The organism is Bradyrhizobium sp. McL0616 (assembly GCF_049993385.1).
GTDB lineage: Bacteria > Pseudomonadota > Alphaproteobacteria > Rhizobiales > Xanthobacteraceae > Bradyrhizobium.
Map to the genome: position 1 here is coordinate 4,520,505 of NZ_CP188255.1, position 18,088 is coordinate 4,538,592.

Consider the following 18,088-nt stretch of genomic DNA (forward strand, 5'->3'; position numbering starts at 1 on the left):
AATCTAGGATCGTTTCGGCCCGTCATGCCCGGCTTTATGCCGGGCATCCACGTCTTTTTTGCCGGCAAGCGGGCCATGACAAATCGATATGACAAATCGAGGGCTGACACCGGCGGTCCGAGTGGCTATATCACGCCGGCCCGGCACGTCCGGGCTTTTGGCGTTTGACTGGATTTGAGACATGACGGGAACGACACGATCGAGCGACGGCCTGGATGAGCGCCGCAAGCGGATTCTGTTCCGCTGCTGGCACCGCGGCACGCGCGAGATGGACCTGATTCTCGGCCGCTTCGCGGATGCCGAGATCGGCAATTTGTCCGACGCCGAGCTCGACCAACTCGAGCGCCTGCTCGAAGAGTCCGACCCCGATCTCTATGCCGCGATCATCGGCGACAAGGTGCTGCCAGCTGATGCCGCCGGCGGGCTGTTTGCCCGCATCAAGGCGTTCCCGATTACGGACGGCAATTTATGAAACCGGGTACGAAGTCGCCGGCCGAGCTGCTCACGCCCGGCCGCGCGCTGACACTTGCCAATGTTGCGGAAGGCGCCGAAGGCCTTGTCATCTCCGATCTCGCGCGCGCCATCGCGGCGCGGCCTAAGAAGCCGGCCGTCAGCCTGGCGGTGGTCTGCCGCGACGGGCCGCGGATGCAGCAGCTCGAGCGCGCGCTGCAGTTCTTCGCGCCCGATCTGCCGGTGCTGACTTTCCCGGCCTGGGACTGCCAGCCCTATGACCGCGTCTCTCCCCATGGCGGCGTCCTGGCGCAGCGCCTGACCACGCTGGCGCGACTTGCCCCGCTCACCGGCAGCGACAAGCCGCTGATCGTGCTGACCACGGTGAACGCAATCGTGCAGCGCGTGCCGTCGCGTGATGTCGTCGCCGCGCAGGCGCTGTCGGTCGCGCCCGGCAATGTCGTGCCGATGGATACCATCGTCGCCTGGCTCGAGCACAACGGCTACAACCGCTCCTCGACCGTACGCGAGCCCGGCGAATATGCCGTGCGCGGCGGCATTCTGGACCTGTTTCCGGCCGGCCTTGACCAGCCGGTGCGCTTCGACTTCTTCGGCGACAGCCTGGAATCGATCCGTTCCTTCGACGCCGAGACCCAGCGCACGATGCTCGACATGCGCTCGCTGGATCTCGTCCCGATCTCGGAATTCCAGCTCGTCACCGACACCATCCGCCGTTTCCGCATGGGCTATGTCGCCGAGTTCGGCGCGCCCGAGCGCGACGACGCGCTCTACGAGGCCGTCAGCGAAGGCCGCCGCCATCCCGGCATGGAGCACTGGCTGCCGCTGTTCCAGGACCGGATGGACACGCTGTTCGACTATCTGCAAGGCGCCAGCGTTGCGATCGAGCCGCAGGCCGAGGACGCGGTCCGCGAGCGCTTCAAGCAGATCGTCGATTACTACCAGGCCCGCCGCGACGCGATGGAGCATCCGGGCGGCGGGGCGATTTACAAGCCGCTGCCGCCGGACCGGCTCTATCTGACCGAGGACGAGTGGGCCAAGCGCCTCGCCGACATTCCTCTGGCGCGGCTGACGCAGTTCTCCGTGCCGGCCGATGGCACCAGCGTGGTCGATGCCGGCGCGCGAAAAGGCCGCGACTTCGCGCCGGAGCGCAACGACACCACCGTCAACGTATTTGAATCCGTGGTCAGCCACGTGATGGCCTTGCATGCCCAGCGCAAGAAGGTCGTGGTCACGCTGTGGAGTGAAGGTTCGCGCGATCGCATGACCTCGATGCTGCGCGACCACAAGCTGCCCCACACCACCAGCGTCAACAGCTGGCGGACGGTGCAGGCCACGCCGCGCAACGAGACCATGCTCGCCGTGCTCGGCCTCGAAAGCGGGTTCGAGACCGACGAGATCGCGCTCATCAGCGAGCAGGACATTCTCGGCGATCGCCTGGTGCGGCCGCGCAAGGCGAGCCGCAAGCTCGACAATTTCATCTCGGAGGTGACCAGCCTGGCCGCCGGCGACATCGTCGTCCACGTCGACCACGGCATCGGCCGCTTCATCGGCCTGCAGACGCTGGACGTCGCCGGCGCGCCGCATGACTGTCTCGAGCTGCATTATGCCGCCGAGACAAAGCTGTTTCTTCCCGTCGAGAATATCGAGCTGCTGTCGCGCTACGGCTCCGACCAGACCACAGTCGAGCTCGATCGCCTGGGTGGCTCCGGCTGGCAGACCCGCAAGGCGAAACTCAAGAACCGCATCCGCGAGATCGCGGGCGAACTGATCAAGATCGCCGCCGCGCGCCATCTGCACGAGGCGCCAAAGCTGCCGGTGCAGCCGGGCCTCTATGACGAGTTCTGTGCACGCTTCCCTTATGACGAGACTGAGGACCAGTTAGGCGCCATCGAATCCACGCTGAAGGACCTCGAACTCGGCCGTCCCATGGACCGGCTGATCTGCGGCGACGTGGGCTTCGGCAAGACTGAGGTGGCGCTGCGTGCGGCCTTTGCCGTCGCGCTCGAAGGCAAGCAGGTCGCCGTGGTGGTGCCGACCACGCTGCTGGCCCGCCAGCATCACAGGACCTTCATCGAGCGCTTCAAGGGATTTCCGGTGAACGTGGCGCAGGCCTCGCGCCTGGTCCCGACCAAGCAGCTCAACGAGGTCAAGAAGGGCATCGCCGACGGCTCGGTCGACATCGTCGTCGGCACCCACGCGCTACTCGGCAAGGCCATCAAGTTCCGCGATCTCGGCCTCGTCATCGTCGACGAGGAGCAGCATTTCGGCGTCACCCACAAGGAACGGCTAAAAGCGCTTCGCTCCGAGGTGCATGTGCTGACGCTGTCGGCAACGCCGATCCCGCGCACCTTGCAACTGGCGCTCACCGGCGTCCGCGAGCTCTCGATCATCGCGTCGCCGCCGGTCGATCGCCTTGCGGTGCGCACCTTCGTCGCTCCGCACGATCTCCTGATGATCCGCGAGGCGCTGCTGCGCGAGCGCTATCGCGGCGGCCAGGCGTTCTACGTGGTGCCGCGCATTGACGATCTCGCCGAGGTCAAGGACTTCCTCGACAAGAACGTGCCCGAGATGAAGGTCGCGGTCGCGCACGGCCAGATGCCGCCCGCGGTGATCGAGGACATCATGACGGCGTTCTACGACGGCAAGTTCGACATCCTCTTGTCGACGACCATCGTCGAGTCCGGTCTCGACATTCCCAACGCCAACACGCTGATCGTGCATCGTGCCGACATGTTCGGCCTGGCCCAGCTTTACCAGCTGCGCGGCCGCGTCGGCCGCTCCAAGCTGCGGGCCTACGCGCTGTTTACGCTGCCAGCGCAGCAGAAGATCACCGCGCAGGCCGAGCGCCGGCTCACCGTGCTGCAATCGCTGGAAACCCTGGGCGCGGGCTTCCAGCTCGCCTCCCACGACCTCGACATCCGCGGCGCCGGCAATATTCTGGGCGAGCAGCAGTCCGGCCACATCAAGGAGGTCGGCTTCGAACTCTACCAGTCGATGCTGGAGGAGGCGATCGTCAACCTCAAAGCCGGCGTCTCCGAGCCTGCCGCCGACCGCTGGTCGCCGTCGATCACTATCGGCATGCCCGTGCTCATTCCGGAGGACTACGTCGGCGACCTCTCGGTGCGGCTGTCGCTGTATCGGCGGCTCGCCGATCTCGACAGCGAGGAAGAGATCGAGAACTTTGGTGCGGAAATGCGCGATCGTTTTGGCGTGCTGCCGGACGAGGTGCGCTACCTGTTCAAGGTCGCCGCCATCAAAGCGTTCTGCCGCCAGGCCAATGTCGGGAAGATCGATGCCGGCCCGAAGGGCGCCGTCATCACCTTCCGCGACAATTCCTTTGCGCATCCCGAGCGCCTGGTGACCTTCATCCGCAGCCATGGCCAGGCCGCCAAGGTGCGGCCCGACATGAAGGTGGTGTTTTTCCAGGATTGGGAGACGCCGGAAGAGCGGCTCGCCGGCACCACGGAGATCATGCGCCAGCTGGCTCAGCTCGCGCACAGCAAGAAGGCGGCGTAGGGGCCGTATTATTCCGGGGGCGGCGCAGCGCGAAACGGAGCGCCGCACTTGGGTAAGGCGACATATGGCCACTTGCAGATTGACCGAACAGCAGCCATGTTGGGTTCATCGAGTTCCACCGAACGACATCCAACGACCCGCGACTGGTTTACCGGACGCGGGTATTTTTACACCGGTTGCGGGTTGGCCCGCCCATTGAACAGCTGAGGTTTCGCGCGTGTCTATCAATATCGATTCAGGCCAGGACTCAGAGCAGGAACACGACGACGTCATGTATCCGCAGGTCCTGCCGTTTGTATTGATCCACGCCGGATGTGTCGCGGCGATCTGGACCGGCGTCTCGTGGCAAGCCGTCGTTATTTGCGCCGCTCTGTATTGGTTGCGCATGTTCGGAATCACAGGCGGATATCATCGGTACTTCTCGCATCGGGCTTACGCGACCAGCCGCGTGTTCCAATTCATCCTTGCATTCGTTGCCCAGAGCAGCGCTCAGAAGAGCGTTCTTTGGTGGGCTGCCAAACACCGCCATCATCATCTTCACTCGGACACGGCGCAGGATGTGCACTCCCCCCGGCACAAGGGCTTCGTGTACAGTCATGTCGGCTGGATTTTCTACAGGCAGCACGATGCGACTGATTTGGTGAAAGTGTCGGATTTTGCGTCGTATCCCGAGCTGATGTGGCTGCACAGGCTGGAGCTGTTGCCGCCGATCGTGCTCGCGGGTCTGTGCTTCCTCCTTGCCGGGTGGTCAGGACTCGTGGTCGGATTCCTCTGGAGCACTGTTCTTGTGTATCACGCCACGTTCTGCATCAACTCTCTCGCACATGTTCACGGACGCAAGCGGTATGTGACCGGTGATGACTCCCGCAACAACTGGCTGCTCGCTCTGTTGACGATGGGTGAGGGGTGGCACAACAACCATCATGCCTATCAGGCCAGCGCCCGGCAGGGCTTCCGCTGGTATGAGATTGATCTCACCTATTACACCTTGGTGGCCTTGTCCTGGTTCGGGATTGTCCGGGATCTGAAGATGCCGCCCAAGCAGGTTCTCCGCAATGAGCACCGGCTGGGATCACGCGTGGTCAAGCAGGCAGCTGAGCAGCTCGCCGCTCGCTTTAATCCCGAACACATTGCGCTTGCGATCAGAGCCTCGATCCATGAGACAGAATTGTCGGTCCGGGACGCGCTCAGTCTGTTGCAGCAACGTGCCGATTTGCGCCTGTCCAGCATGCCGACGCGGGATCAGTTGCTGGCTGAAGCGCAGCGCATGTTCGCCAAGACCATATCCCTGGACGACATTGTCGACCGGGCCTACGAGCTCTTGAACGACTCCGTCGGCTTTCTCCTGGCCACTCCCGCTCTATCGACCAACGCGAACGCGAAGGGTGGCGTTTAGCGCGAGCATCCCCATATAGGGGTATGACCAATTGGCAGAAATCGACCACGCGGCAAGCCCCCAAGACAAAAGCCGAACTCCGCGAGATGCTGACCGAGGCGGTCCGCAATACGCAGCCCAGCCTTGAACTGAAGCGCCCAGCGAAAGCCGGGAAGATCCCGGCGGGAACCGCACGCGATGATCTCGCAACGAGAACCGTCGAGGACGGACAGATCAAGCTCGTGATGACGTAAACGGCCGAGGCCGAGGCCGAACGGCGGACGTCAAGAAGCGCATGAGATCCGGAAATGCCGGCGGTTGCCTACGACGCCGCGCGCGAGGCGTCGGCGGACAGACGCCCGAGCAGCGACCTTGCAGTATCCGACGACGACAGTGAATCCACGCTGACGACGGGATCGCTGCGCATCTCGTGCTTGCCGTTCGAGGTGTGCCGCATCACCGCGGAGAGGCGGCGGGCGATCATGTGCGCGGTGCGGAAGTCGGTCTCGGCGAACACGACGACCACCGAGCCGTCCTTCTGGGCTGTACCGAAATCCATCTGCCGCATCAGGCGGCTGAGGATTCGCGCGGCGTCGAGTTGCGCGCGGGGATTGCCGGGATCGAAGGCGAAGCGCGCCACCGACAAGCCGCCGCCGCGCGCGAGCGTCTGCTCGACCGCCTTGGAAAAATCGCGGGCGAAGGCTTCGACCGTGAGCAAGCCGCTGCGCGGATCGAGCCAGCCGCCGGCGTCGATCGAGCGCAGTGTGCGGCTCAGTTGCGCTTCCATCGCATGCTGGCGGATCAAGGGCAGCGCATTGGCGGCGACCTTCGCCGGCTCGCCCGCGATCAGCTCGAGATTGGGCAGATCATAGCTCTGCGTGAGCTGGTGCGCGGTAACGACCACGGGCAGGTTGCGGAAGCGGGTGTCCTCGGCGAGCACCGTGAGGAAGGCGTCGGTGACGCGCGGGGTAAAACCTTCGGCGAGCACGACGCCATCGATGTCGCGGGTGTTGAGATGCTTTGCCGCGGCCTCGATCGAGAGCGCGCCGATGACGCCCATGCGTTCGCCGAGCGCGACGGAGAGCGCGGGGTAAGCCGCGCCGCGGCCGATCAGCAGCACGGTGGCATCGCGCACGGGATCGGCTTCCGGCAGCGTGACTTTGACTTCCGGCAGCCGGCGCAGCACCGTTGCATGCAGGGTGCGCACGCGCATCGCCGCGCGCAGCCGCGCGACCAGGCGATCGGCATTGCCGCCGCGTGAGGAGAAGGGCAGGGCGTTGTGGGGCAGCGTGCCCTGCGCATCCAGGGCGACCAGTGGCAGATAGAGCGGCTGGTCCGCGATCTTCTTCGCAAGCAGCGCAATATGGGGTTCGTGCCCGCCATACACCGCGGCGAGAACGGCGGCCGGCTGCACCTGCTCGATGGCGCGCGAGGCGCTCGCCCAATCGCTGTCGACGACAGGAAAGAGACGGGCTTCATCCAGCGCCGCAATGAAGGCGGGGCGCTCGGCATTGGACACAAACAGGATCGGGCCCGCCTGGGACATCACAAACTCTGATCACGCAATCGATGCTGCGCAATCTAGTTTGGCCGCCTTAACGCTGCGTCAACGAATGGGCCGAAACTGCGCTCAAACCGTGCCGGAGCGGTCGCGAAAGGCCTCGACCATCAAGGGGTTAAGCCCGAGCTCGTTGAGCGCCTCGCGGGCGCGGGCATTGTCCTGGGCCCGGCCGGCCAGCCGGTGACCTGAGAGCCGGTCGGGCAGCGCGGTCAAAAGCGCACCCTGGCCGAGCCGGCGCGCCCATTCCTGCAGGTCGTTGGACAGGAAGCGATAGCCGCCGACCGCCATGATGCCGGAGGGCGGCGCGGTGATGCAGATCGCGCCGCTGGCACGGTCGATTCGCGCGGCATAGCCGGTGTCGACATAATCGCGCGGCGGCTGCGCAATCAGGGTGTCGCCGACCGGCTGCGGCGGCGCGTACGCCGCGATCGGCACCATCGGTCCGCGCAGGCCGAGCGTGCCCTTCGGGGTCAGCAGGATGTCGCCGGCGATCGAGGAGCCCGATTGCTCGCGCGGGGCGCCGTGCGGCCCGGGCGTCACCGCCACCGGCATGCCGTCCTCGCCACGCCTTGCGCCGAACAGCCCGGCCTCGCCGAACAGATAGACGTCGGTGAGCGGCGCATGGGGCGCAGTCCAGGCTTCGCTCGCCGCCACCTGTTCCGGCGCACGCCACAGGCCGATGACATTGCGCAAGGTCGGCATTCGCGCCGCCAGGTCGGACTCGCCGAGCCGCAGCGCGAGCTGGGCCGGAGCGATCAGCACGTCGCATTCTTGCGCGTTGATCTGCTGCTCCAGCACCTCGCTCTCGAAGGGATGATGCAGCGCCAGCGTGCCGCCGCAGAGCAGCCACACCGCGAGCGAGGAGGCGAGGCCCGCGAACGACATCGGCGTGAACGCCGCCATCACGGTAGAGCCCTGCTTGATGTCGGCTTCCAGCGACATCGCAAGGCCCCCGGCAATCAGGCTGAAATGCGGCCGCGGCACCGGGCGAAAGCCCTCCGCCGTGACGTCGAAGGAGATCATCGCCGCCTTGCGGCCGTCCTGGATCACGGCGCGCGTGGTGCCGGGCGGACGCGCCAGCACCTCGTCGAGCGAGGCCATGCCTTCGGGCAGGTCGGGGCCGAAACCGAAGACGTGGCGAATCGAGAACGCTTCCGCTGCGGCGTGCATCGCGAGGTCGGAATAGCTGACCCCGTCGACCTTGCTCATGGTGACGATGGCGCGCGCCGCGGTGCGGTTGAGCGCGGCGGTCAGCTCCGCATGCCGCCACAGCAGCGGCAGCACGGCGACGACGAGACCGGCGCGATGGGCGGCGAGCACCGTCAGCACGAACTCGACCGTAGCAGGCAGCTGGACCGCGATGACGGAATTGGCCGGCAGGCCCGAATTGACGAAGTGCGCCGAGAGCGCTTCGATGGCGGTGTCGGCTTCGGCATAGGTCAGCCGCCGCGGCTGGTGCCCGGTGACGCGGGCCTTGTTGAGGGGATCGAGCAAAGCAGGCGCGTGCGGCTGCCGCGTCAGCGTGCGCTGGAACAGCGTGTCGAGTGTCGGCGATACGGCTGGCAGGTTCACGGCGTCACTTCGCTGGAGGCGGATCCTTCGACCACCAGGTCTCCGGCAGATAGCCGGAGAGCGCGGTAGCCCTTGGTCGTTCTATCCGATTCCACCGCGCGATCCATTGCTCGGATACGTTAAACAGGGGGATTGTGTAGAAGCCTGCGATCAGGGCACGATCGAGCGCCCGCACCGCCGACACGAAGGCCGTATGTTCACGGGCCTCCAGCAGGGCTGCGATCATGGCATCGACGGCGGGATCCTTGGCGCCCATGTAGTTGCGGGTGCCCGGATTGTCCGCGGCCGCGCTGCCCCAATAGAAATATTGCTCATTGCCGGGCGAGAGCGATTGGTCCCAGCGGTTCTGGATCATGTCGAACTCGTAAGCCAGCCGGCGCTGGTCGAATTGCACGGGATCGACCGACCGCACGCTCGGCTCGATGCCGGCGCGCTTGAGATCGCGCTGGAAGGCGAGCGCGATGCGCTCCTGGTCGCGGGTCGTCACCAACATTTCGAAGGTGAAGGGCGTTTTCGTCGCGCGGTTGCGCAACACCGTGCCGTCGAGATCGTAGCCGGCCTCCGACAACAGTTTGAGCGCCGCGCGCAGCGTGGTGCGGTCGCGCCCCGAGCCGTCGGTGACGGGGAGCCGGTAGCTGCCATCCATGATATCGGGCGGGATCTGCGCGGCAAAGGGTTTGAGCAGTTCGCGCTCGCGCGCATCCGCGGGCTGGCCATAGGCCGAGAGATCCGAGCCAGCGAAATAGCCGGCGACGCGCGAATAGAGCGAGAAGAAATAGTTGCGGTTGATCAGCTCGAAATCCAACAGCAGCGTCAGCGCCTGGCGCACGCGGATGTCGGCGAACATCGGACGTCGCGTGTTGAACACCAGGAATTCCGAAGGCTGCGGCACGCCGGGCTTGACGGTGTCGCGGATCACTTCGCCGCTCTTCGCCGCCGGAAAATCGTAGCCGTCGTGCCAGCGCAGAGGCTCGTTCTCGACGCGGAAATCATAGAGGCCGCGCTTGAAGGCTTCGAACTGGCCGTTGGCTTCGCGAAAATAGTCGAGCCTGATCTCGTCGAAATTGTAGAGCCCGCGATTGACCGGGAGGTCGCGGCCCCAATAGTCGGGATTGCGGGTCAGGGTCACGCTGGCACCCGGCCTTACCGCCGTGACGCGGTAGGGACCCGAGGCGATCGGCCCGGTCAATGTCGTCTCCTCGAAGCTCGCGACATCGATCGCGTGCTTCGGCAGGACCGGCATCAGGCCGAGGATCAGCGGCAATTCCCGGTCATTGGCGCCTGCGAGGTCGAAGCGGACGGTGAGGGGATCCGGCGCCTCGGCCTTGGCGACCTTGGCGTAATATTGCCGGAGGTTGGGACGACCATGGTCCCGCAGAAGCTGCCAGGAGAACAGCACGTCCTCCGCGAGCACCGGCTTGCCGTCCGAGAAGCGGGCGCGGGGATCGAGGCGGAATGTGACGTAGCTCCGCTCATCGTCGGTCTCGACAGTTTTGGCCAGCAGCCCGTAAAGCGTGAACGGCTCGTCCTGGCCGCGTGCAAGCAGGCTCTCGACCACGTAGCTGCGGATCGGCTGCACGGCCAATCCCCTGACGATGAATGGATTGAGGCTGTCGAAGGCGCCGAGGATGCCCCAGGTTAGCCGGCCGCCCTTGGGCGCATCGGGATTGGCATAGGGCATGTGGGTGAAATCGGCCGGCAGAGCCGGCTTGCCGTGCATGGCGATGGCGTGGGCTTCCTCGGTCCGGGCTGCGCTTGCCGTCAGCCAGGTCGCCAGAACCAGAATAAAAAGGCGGACGCCGGGGCCCTCGAGCAGGCGTTGGAACATGAACATCTCGACACGTTGATTCGAGGACGGGGCGGGCCTGAATCCTATCACAGGGAATTTCACTGAGAGCCGGCCCGGATGCGGTCAAAGACGCTTGTCGGCATTGATCTTTCCGTCGGCCACGCTAAGAAGACGGGCAATCGCGCACGAGCGCCGAGCCCGTCACGTATCCGCCTCAATTGACGGGGAGAGAGCCGCGCCAGGCGGCTCGGTTCGGCGCTTCGGAGCGGCTCGGGCACTTCCCGTTCAGAAAGGGTTTTCCGCAATGAATTTCCGTTACTTGGCCGCGTCCATCCGGCCGCGCGGGCGACTTCTCGCCCTGTTGACGGCGACGGCGTTGGTCGTTCCGTTTGCCGCTGAAGCGCAGGCCCCCGCGCCGGCTCCGGGCGCGCCCAAGGCCGCTCCCGCCCCGAAGGCCGCGCCGAAGGCTGCTCCCAAGGCTGCTCCCGCGCCGGCCCCGGCGCCCCAGGCACAGCAGGCTCCTGCACCGGCTCCGGCGCAGCAGGGCGGCCAGCCGGCGGATCAGCAGATCCAGCTGATCTACGCGCCCTGGACCAAGTTCTGCCTCAAGGGCCAGGAAGCCAACGCCAAGCAGGTCTGCTTCACCGGCAAGGACGGCCGTATCGAGTCGGGCCAGCCGGTCATCGCGGCCGTCATCATCGAGCCGGAAGGCGAGCCCAAGAAGATCCTGCGCGTGACGCTGCCGCTCGGCATGCAGCTTGTGCACGGCACCCGCATCATCGTGGACAACAATGCGCCGCTGCAGAGCCCGTATGTGATCTGCTTCCAGAACGGCTGCATGTCGGACTACGAAGCCACGCCCGAGTTCATCAACAACATGAAGAAGGGCCAGAATCTCGTTGTCCAGGCGATCAACGCCAACGGCGCGCCGCTGACCCTGCCGCTGCCGCTCGCCGGCGAATTCCAGAAGGCCTATGACGGTCCGCCGACCGATCCGAAGCAGTTCGAGGAAACCCAGAAGAAGCTCCAGGAGGAGCTTCAGAAGAAGGCTGACGAGCAGCGCAAGAAGCTCGAGCAGCAGGGCACGCCTCCCGCCGCACCTGCGGCCGGCCAGAAGTAATCGGGACTTTAAGTCCAGACATGAAAAAGGCGCTCGTTTCGAGCGCCTTTTTTGCTGACCACTTGTTGGCGGAGTAACTCAGTTCAAGAACGACTGGCTCAGTTCAGCGAGGGGTTGCGCGGGCGGTAGCCGCCGGTCTTGTCCTTGATGAAGATCTCGGCGACCTGGGAATGGCGGATCGGCTCACCGGACTCGTCGGGCAACAGATTCTGCTCGGAGACATAGGCGACGTATTCCGACTCCGCGTTCTCTGCGAGCAGGTGATAGAACGGCTGGTCCTTGTGGGGCCGAACCTCTTCAGGAATCGAAAGCCACCATTCCTCGGTGTTGTTGAATTCCGGATCGATGTCGAAAATCACGCCCCGGAACGAGAAGATCCGGTGGCGAACGACCTGTCCGATCTGGAATTTGGCGGTCCGCGCTTTAATCATTCCCCGTCGATAGACCAGGATTGTGGCCGATGCTAGTGGCCTGATTTGGAATTAACCCGCCGTTAAGGGGCAGATAGCCCCCAAGCCTTCAGAAAACACTTCATCAATGGTCGATATCCTCAATCTGGCTCTACCTTATTTCGGCTTGATCTTCGTCGGATTTGCCTGCGGCAAGGCCAAATCCCTGCCGGAATCGGGCCTCGCCTGGATGAACTTCTTCCTGCTCTACGTGTCGTTGCCGGCGCTGCTGTTTGCGATCATGTCGAAGACGCCGTTCTCCGAATTGAACAACCCGCCATTCCTGGTCGCGACCACGTTGTCGACGGTTGCGGCGTTCACCATCGCGCTCGTCGTCGGCAAGGTTCTGGGACGGCTGACGCTGCGCGAGGCGACGCTCGCGGGCCTTTCCGGCGGCTACGGCAATATCGGCTATATGGGGCCGGGACTGGCGCTTGCCGTACTTGGACCGAAGGCGTCGGCGCCGACTGCGCTGATCTTCTGCTGCGACAGCATCTTCCTGTTCTCGATCGTGCCGCTGCTGATCGAGCTCTCCGACCGCGATCATCCCTCGATCGTGCATGCCTTCGGCGTCGTGCTGAAGCAGATCGTGCTCAACCCGCTGATCATGTCTGCCTGTTTTGGCGCGGCAGTCGCGGCGCTCCATATCGAGCTGCCGGTCGCTCTCGATCGCACCATCACCTTCCTCCAGAACGCCGCCGCTCCGACCGCGCTGTTCGTGCTCGGCGTGACGGTGGCGCTCCGCCCGTTCAATCGCGTGCCCTGGGAGGTGCCGGGCGTGATCGCGATCAAGCTCCTGATCCATCCGCTCGCGGCATTTGGCCTGATGCTGGCATTCGGTCCGTTCGCGCAGCCCTGGGCCGCGACCGCCGTGCTGATGGCCTCGCTGCCGCCGGCGCTGAACGTGTTCGTGATCGCCCGTCAGAACGATGCCTGGATCGAATCCGCATCCGTCGCCGTGCTGCTCGGGACGTTTGCGTCGGTGGTCACGCTGACCAGCGTGATGTGGTTGCTCCAGACTGACCGGCTGGCGTTTCCGTAAAACGCTACTTTCGCCGAATTACTTGCGCCAGGTTGGCGTCAGCCCCTCGCGCATCGCAAAACGCCGGAGCGGGCCGATGGCGCCGAGCAAGTGCATGCCGACGGCACGGACCGGCTGGAGCGGCAGGAAGTCGTTGAGCAAAGAGCGGTTGGCGATGTCGATCGCAAAGGTCCGGCTCAGGATGTCCGGACGCCGCGCCCGGTCGTAGCGCTTGAGCATCTCGGGGGCGCCGGGATCGTGGCCGGCCGCAATCGCTTCGCCCGCAAACCTCGCAATATCGGCGGCATCTCTGAGGCCGAGATTGAGGCCCTGGGCGCCGATCGGAGGCACCACATGGGCGGCTTCGCCGACGAGCGCGATGCGGTCGCGGGCAAAGGATTTGGGCCGCTCGATCGCCAGCCGGAACAGGCTGCGGCCGGGCTCGACCGTCATGCGCCCGAGAATGGAATGCGACTGTTTTTCGATCGCGGCAGAGAGCTGTTCGTCGCTCAACGCGCGAAGCCGTTCGGCCTCAGTGGGCGCCGAAACCCAGACGATGCTGGAGCGGTTGCCGGGCAAGGGCACGAACACGCAAGGGCCGTGCGGGGTGTGGAACTCGGTCGAGACGTTGCGATGGGGCCGGGCATGACTGACGTTGAAGGTCAGCGCCGTCTGCGTCAGCTCGCGTCGCGTGACCTCGATGCCGGCTGCCTCCCGGCACAGCGAGTGCCGGCCGTCGGCGCCGACCACGAGCCGCGCTGTCAGAAACTGTCCGGAGGCCGTGCGGATCGCGACATCATCGGCTTCGATGACGACATTTTCGGCCTCGTCGTCAAAACGGACGAGATTGGCGAATTCCGCCGCGCGTGCCTCCAGCGCCAGCATCAGCGAGCGGTTGTCGATGTTGTAGCCAAAGGCGTCGAGCGCGATTTCGTGACAAGAGAACCGGACCTCCGGCGCGCGGAACAACCGGCCGGTGTCGTCGACGAGGCGCATGACCTCGAGCCCTGCCGCCTTGTCCTTGCAGCGCGGCCAGACCTCGAGGCTCTCCAGGAGATCGACGGAGGCGCCTAACAGCGCCGTGGTCCGGTTGTCGGCATAGGGCACGCGCCGCGCCACCAGGGCGGTCCGGGCGCCGGCCTGCGCCAACGCAATTGCAGCCGCAAGTCCTGCCGGTCCGCCGCCGATGATGGCTGCGTCAAAAAGTGCCGTTCCATCTGTCATGGAACGACACATGACATGCTCCGCGGCAAATTCAAGCCCACCTATTTTTCCGGCTTTTAAGGCGAATTGCGCGAAGGAACGCCGCGACGGCGGATGTGCAAATCGGTCCCATTCTGGTAGCAGAGGCCATGGACAGCCAAGAGGATTCCCTCAAGCCGAGGCCCGCGATCCGCGCCGCGGCGTTTTCGGTGCATATCTTCACCGCGTTCGGGGCGGCGATTGCGCTGCTGGCGATGCTGGAGGCCGTGCGCGAGCACTGGGCGGCGATGTTTCAATGGCTGGGTGTCGCCCTGATCATCGACGCGATCGACGGTCCGATCGCGCGCCGGCTGAACGTCAAGGACGTGCAGCCGAACTGGTCGGGCGATGTGCTCGATCTCGTGGTCGACTTCGTCACCTATGTGTTCGTGCCGGCCTATGCGATCGTGGCCAGCGGCCTGTTGCTGCCGGTGGCAGCGCCATTGCTCGGCATCGCCATCATCGTCACCAGTGCGCTCTATTTCGCCGATCTGCGCATGAAAGCCGACGACAATCATTTTCGCGGCTTCCCGGCGCTGTGGAATGCGGCTGCATTCTATTTGTTCCTGCTGCACTGGCCGCCGCTGTCCTCGACGCTGCTGGTCGCAGCGCTGGTCGTGTTGACCTTCGTGCCGTTCCATGTGCTGCATCCGGTGCGCGTGGTGCGGCTGCGCTGGCTGACGATGTCGTTGATCGGGATCTGGGCGCTGCTCGCCCTCTACGTGCTCGAGATGGATTTTCGCGCCGGTGCCGGCGTGACGATTGCGCTGTGCGCGATCGCGATCTGGATCACCTTCAGCGACGCCATGATCCGGCTGGCAAGATCCTTCGCATGATGCATCTGTTAACCAGCCCCGAGGCCTGGGCCGCGCTGCTGACCCTGACCGCGCTCGAGATCGTGCTCGGCATCGACAACGTCATCTTCCTGTCGGTGATCGTCTCCCGCATCCCCGAAAAGCAGGCCCGCCGCGCCCGCCAGATCGGGCTCGCGCTGGCGCTGGTCTTCCGCATCATCCTGCTCAGCCTGCTGGTTTGGCTGATCGGCCTGACCGCGCCGGTGTTCGCTTTCAAGGGCTACGACTTCTCCTGGCGCGACCTGATCCTGATCGGCGGCGGCCTGTTCCTCATCGCAAAAGCGACGCACGAGATCCACGCCGAGGTCGAAGCCGATGGCGGCGGGGGCGAGGGTAAATCTGGCCGTAACGCCTTCTTCTGGGTGATCGCCCAGATCGTCGTCATCGACATCGTATTCTCGCTGGACTCGATCATCACCGCGATCGGCATGGCGCAGGACATCGAGATCATGATCGCGGCCGTCGTGATCGCCTGCCTGATCATGTACATTTCGTCCGGACCGGTGGCGCGATTCGTCGCCGAGCATCCGACCACCAAAATGCTGGCGCTGGCATTTCTGGTGCTGATCGGCGTTGCGCTGGTTGCGGACGGATTCAAATTCCACATTCCGCGCGGCTACATCTACTTCGCAATTGCGTTCTCGGCGGCGGTGGAATTCTTCAACGTGCTCGCCAAGGGCAACCGCAAGAAGGCCGGCAAGCCGTCGGTTTAGGCGTTCCCGCCAGCGTCGAGTTGACAAGGCGGGCGCGATGTCTTTCGCTTGAAAGGCGAGAAGAGGAGGTCAGGTGATGACCAAAGCGGTCCGTGTGCACAATGTCGGAGGCCCCGAAGCCCTGGTCTATGAAAGCGTCGAGGTGCCGGCGCCTGCTACCGGCGAGGTGCGCATCCGCCAGCATGCGATCGGCCTGAACTTCATCGACGTTTATTATCGCACAGGCCTCTACAAGGCGCCGGGGCTGCCCTTCATTGCCGGTAACGAGGCCGCGGGCGAGGTCTTGGCCGTCGGACCGGGCGTGACGAATTTCCATCCCGGCGACCGCGTCGCCTACTATCACAATCTCGGCGCCTATACCGGCGAGCGCAACATCCCCTGGGAGAAGCTGGTCAAGCTTCCCGACCACATCACCTACGAGCAGGGCGCCGTGCTGATGCTCAAGGGCCTGACGGTCTGGTATCTGCTGCACAAGACCTTCAAGGTCGAGCCGCATCATCGTGTGCTGATCCACGCCGCCGCCGGCGGCATCGGCCTGCTCGCCTGCCAATGGGCGAGGTCGCTCGGGGCCCATGTCATCGGCACGGTCGGCTCGCGCGAGAAGGCCGAGCTTGCGGAGGCCAATGGCTGCGACCACGTCATCCTCTACAACGAGGAAGATTTCGTCGCGCGCGTCAAACAAATCAGCCGCAACGAGGGCTGCGACGTCGTCTATGACGGCGTCGGCAAGGCGACCTTTCCAGGCTCGCTGTCCTGCCTGAAGCCGCGCGGCATGTTCGTCTCCTTCGGCAATGCCTCAGGCCCCGTGCCGCCGTTCTCGATCGCCGAGCTCAACAATCACGGCTCGCTGTTTGCGACGCGGCCGAAGCTCAACGATTACGTCGGCAAGCGCTCGGAGCTTTTGGAAGGCGCCGACACGCTGTTTTCCGCCGTCATCAACGGCAAGCTGCACGTGCCGATCAACCACGCCTATGCGCTGAAAGATGCCGCAAAGGCCCATATCGACCTCGAAAGCCGCAAGACCACGGGCGCGTCGATATTGAAGCCGTAGCGCTACCGTCATTGGGAGCCACCGGGTCCGCGCGAAGCGCGGCCCGATGATGGGGGCCGCGAAGCAATCCAGAGCTGTACCAGCAGAGGCAGTCTGGATTGCTTCGTCGCTTCGCTCCTCGCAATGACGAACCCTACGCCACGCGCCTTGCCGCGCCGGCCTTGGTCAGGATCCCGTCGAGGCAATCGATCATCTCGGCGATCTCGGCCCGCGTGACGTTCAGCGCCGGCATGAAGCGCAAAGCGTCGAGCTGAGGCGCGTTGAGCAGCACGCCGGCCTCGAACGCCTGCGCGACGATGCCGGGCGCGATGGGCAGCCTGAGGTCGAGCGCGAGCAGCAGGCCGCGGCCGCGCACCTCGCCGAGGCCGTGCCGGGCCGAGACCTTCTGCAACTCGCTTTCGAGCAGCAGGCCGGTCTCGGTGACCGCCTTCAGGAAGTCGGGCTTGCCGATCTGCTCCAGCACCGCAAGTCCGGCCGCGCACATGATCGGGTTGCCGTTGAACGTGCCGCCCTGGTCGCCGTGCTCGAAGCAGGCCGCGTGTTCGGTCGCAAGCAGAGCCGCGAGCGGCACGCCGCCGCCGATACCCTTGCCGAGCGTCATGATGTCGGGCGCAATGCCCGTGTGCTCATAGTGGAAGAGCTTTCCGGTCCGGCCCATGCCGGTCTGGATCTCGTCGAAAATGAGCAGCAAGCCGTGCGCCTTGGTGAGCGCGCGCAGCTCCTGCAAAAACGTATCGGTCGCAGGCCACACGCCGGATTCGCCCTGGATCGGCTCGAGCATCACCGCGACCGTGTTGGCGTTGATCAGCTTTGCGACCGAGGCGATGTCGTTGAGCTTCGCCTTCTTGAATCCGGCGACCTTCGGCTCGAACAGCGGCTCGAACGCCTTCTTGCCCGACGCCGACATCGTCGCCAGCGTCCGGCCGTGGAAGCCGCCCTCGAAGCTGATGATCTCGAACGCGCCGTTCCTGTGCAGGCTGCCATATTTGCGCGCGAGCTTGATCGCGCCCTCATTGGCCTCCGCGCCGGAATTGGCAAAGAACACCTGGTCGAACGCGCTGCTGTCGACCAGCGCCTGCGCGAGCTTGAGGCTCGGCTCGTTGTAGAACGCCGGGCTCGGCGTCAGCAGTCGTTTTGCCTGCGCCGTCAGTGCATCGGCGATTTCGGGCGGCGAGTGACCGAGGCAGTTGACGGCCCAGCCCTGCACGAAATCGAGATAGCGCTTGCGGCTGTCGTCCCAGAGGTAGGAGCCGGCGCCACGAACGAACACGGCCTTGGGCCGTGCAGTGATGTCCATCAGCGCATCGTACGGATGGGTGGCGGTGGTCATGTCGATCTCCTCTGGGGGCGGGTG

15 protein-coding genes are annotated in these 18,088 nt (G+C 64.8%); 9 read left to right on the forward strand and 6 right to left on the reverse strand.

Annotated features, from left to right (window positions below; genetic code table 11):
- The first annotated feature begins 181 nt into the window (after positions 1 to 181).
- From ACPPVR_RS21950 to ACPPVR_RS21965, 4 genes are all read left to right on the forward strand, one after another.
- On the forward strand, positions 182 to 472 hold the full coding sequence (locus ACPPVR_RS21950) for a succinate dehydrogenase assembly factor 2 (RefSeq protein ID WP_426608676.1): 291 nt from the start codon (positions 182 to 184) through the stop codon (positions 470 to 472).
- Positions 469 to 3,987, forward strand: a complete 3,519-nt coding sequence (mfd, locus tag ACPPVR_RS21955; protein ID WP_426608677.1) for a transcription-repair coupling factor — start codon at positions 469 to 471, stop codon at positions 3,985 to 3,987. Before ACPPVR_RS21950 ends, mfd begins: the two co-directional genes overlap by 4 nt.
- A gap of 271 nt (positions 3,988 to 4,258) precedes the next feature.
- A complete protein-coding gene (locus tag ACPPVR_RS21960; protein ID WP_426616154.1) occupies positions 4,259 to 5,383 on the forward strand; it encodes an acyl-CoA desaturase in 1,125 nt (374 codons plus the stop codon).
- Positions 5,384 to 5,406: 23 nt separating this feature from the next.
- Positions 5,407 to 5,616 carry a hypothetical protein gene (locus ACPPVR_RS21965; protein ID WP_426608678.1) on the forward strand — a complete coding sequence of 70 codons (210 nt, stop codon included), beginning with the start codon at positions 5,407 to 5,409 and terminating at the stop codon, positions 5,614 to 5,616.
- Positions 5,617 to 5,684: 68 nt separating this feature from the next.
- Here ACPPVR_RS21965 and ACPPVR_RS21970 read toward each other — a convergent pair whose 3' ends face one another.
- From ACPPVR_RS21970 to ACPPVR_RS21980, 3 genes are all read right to left on the reverse strand, one after another.
- Positions 5,685 to 6,908, reverse strand: a complete 1,224-nt coding sequence (locus tag ACPPVR_RS21970; protein ID WP_426608679.1) for a GGDEF domain-containing protein — start codon at positions 6,906 to 6,908, stop codon at positions 5,685 to 5,687.
- A gap of 84 nt (positions 6,909 to 6,992) precedes the next feature.
- Positions 6,993 to 8,495 carry an AMP-binding protein gene (locus ACPPVR_RS21975; protein WP_426608680.1) on the reverse strand — a complete coding sequence of 501 codons (1,503 nt, stop codon included), beginning with the start codon at positions 8,493 to 8,495 and terminating at the stop codon, positions 6,993 to 6,995.
- Between the two features lie 4 nt (positions 8,496 to 8,499).
- Positions 8,500 to 10,329: an extracellular solute-binding protein gene (locus tag ACPPVR_RS21980; RefSeq protein ID WP_426608681.1), complete on the reverse strand. Its 1,830-nt coding sequence runs from the start codon at positions 10,327 to 10,329 to the stop codon at positions 8,500 to 8,502.
- Between the two features lie 259 nt (positions 10,330 to 10,588).
- Here ACPPVR_RS21980 and ACPPVR_RS21985 point away from each other — a divergent pair, with 259 nt between their 5' ends.
- A complete protein-coding gene (locus ACPPVR_RS21985) occupies positions 10,589 to 11,404 on the forward strand; it encodes an invasion associated locus B family protein (protein ID WP_426608682.1) in 816 nt (271 codons plus the stop codon).
- 98 nt (positions 11,405 to 11,502) lie between these two features.
- Here ACPPVR_RS21985 and hspQ read toward each other — a convergent pair whose 3' ends face one another.
- Positions 11,503 to 11,835, reverse strand: a complete 333-nt coding sequence (gene hspQ / locus ACPPVR_RS21990; RefSeq protein ID WP_092028580.1) for a heat shock protein HspQ — start codon at positions 11,833 to 11,835, stop codon at positions 11,503 to 11,505.
- A gap of 106 nt (positions 11,836 to 11,941) precedes the next feature.
- Here hspQ and ACPPVR_RS21995 point away from each other — a divergent pair, with 106 nt between their 5' ends.
- Complete coding sequence (locus ACPPVR_RS21995; protein WP_426608683.1) at positions 11,942 to 12,895, forward strand: AEC family transporter; 954 nt, start codon at positions 11,942 to 11,944, stop codon at positions 12,893 to 12,895.
- Between the two features lie 18 nt (positions 12,896 to 12,913).
- Here the strand turns inward: ACPPVR_RS21995 and ACPPVR_RS22000 are convergent, their stop codons facing one another.
- Positions 12,914 to 14,098, reverse strand: coding sequence for a UbiH/UbiF family hydroxylase (locus tag ACPPVR_RS22000; RefSeq protein WP_426608684.1), 1,185 nt, complete (start codon positions 14,096 to 14,098; stop codon positions 12,914 to 12,916).
- Between the two features lie 128 nt (positions 14,099 to 14,226).
- Here ACPPVR_RS22000 and pcsA point away from each other — a divergent pair, with 128 nt between their 5' ends.
- From pcsA to ACPPVR_RS22015, 3 genes are all read left to right on the forward strand, one after another.
- Positions 14,227 to 14,952: a phosphatidylcholine synthase gene (gene pcsA / locus ACPPVR_RS22005; protein ID WP_426608685.1), complete on the forward strand. Its 726-nt coding sequence runs from the start codon at positions 14,227 to 14,229 to the stop codon at positions 14,950 to 14,952.
- On the forward strand, positions 14,949 to 15,683 hold the full coding sequence (locus tag ACPPVR_RS22010) for a TerC family protein (protein WP_426608686.1): 735 nt from the start codon (positions 14,949 to 14,951) through the stop codon (positions 15,681 to 15,683). Before pcsA ends, ACPPVR_RS22010 begins: the two co-directional genes overlap by 4 nt.
- Before the next feature lie 76 nt (positions 15,684 to 15,759).
- On the forward strand, positions 15,760 to 16,734 hold the full coding sequence (locus tag ACPPVR_RS22015) for a quinone oxidoreductase family protein (RefSeq protein WP_426608687.1): 975 nt from the start codon (positions 15,760 to 15,762) through the stop codon (positions 16,732 to 16,734).
- Between the two features lie 133 nt (positions 16,735 to 16,867).
- Here the strand turns inward: ACPPVR_RS22015 and ACPPVR_RS22020 are convergent, their stop codons facing one another.
- On the reverse strand, positions 16,868 to 18,064 hold the full coding sequence (locus ACPPVR_RS22020; RefSeq protein ID WP_426608688.1) for an acetylornithine transaminase: 1,197 nt from the start codon (positions 18,062 to 18,064) through the stop codon (positions 16,868 to 16,870).
- Between the last annotated feature and the right edge of the window lie 24 nt (positions 18,065 to 18,088).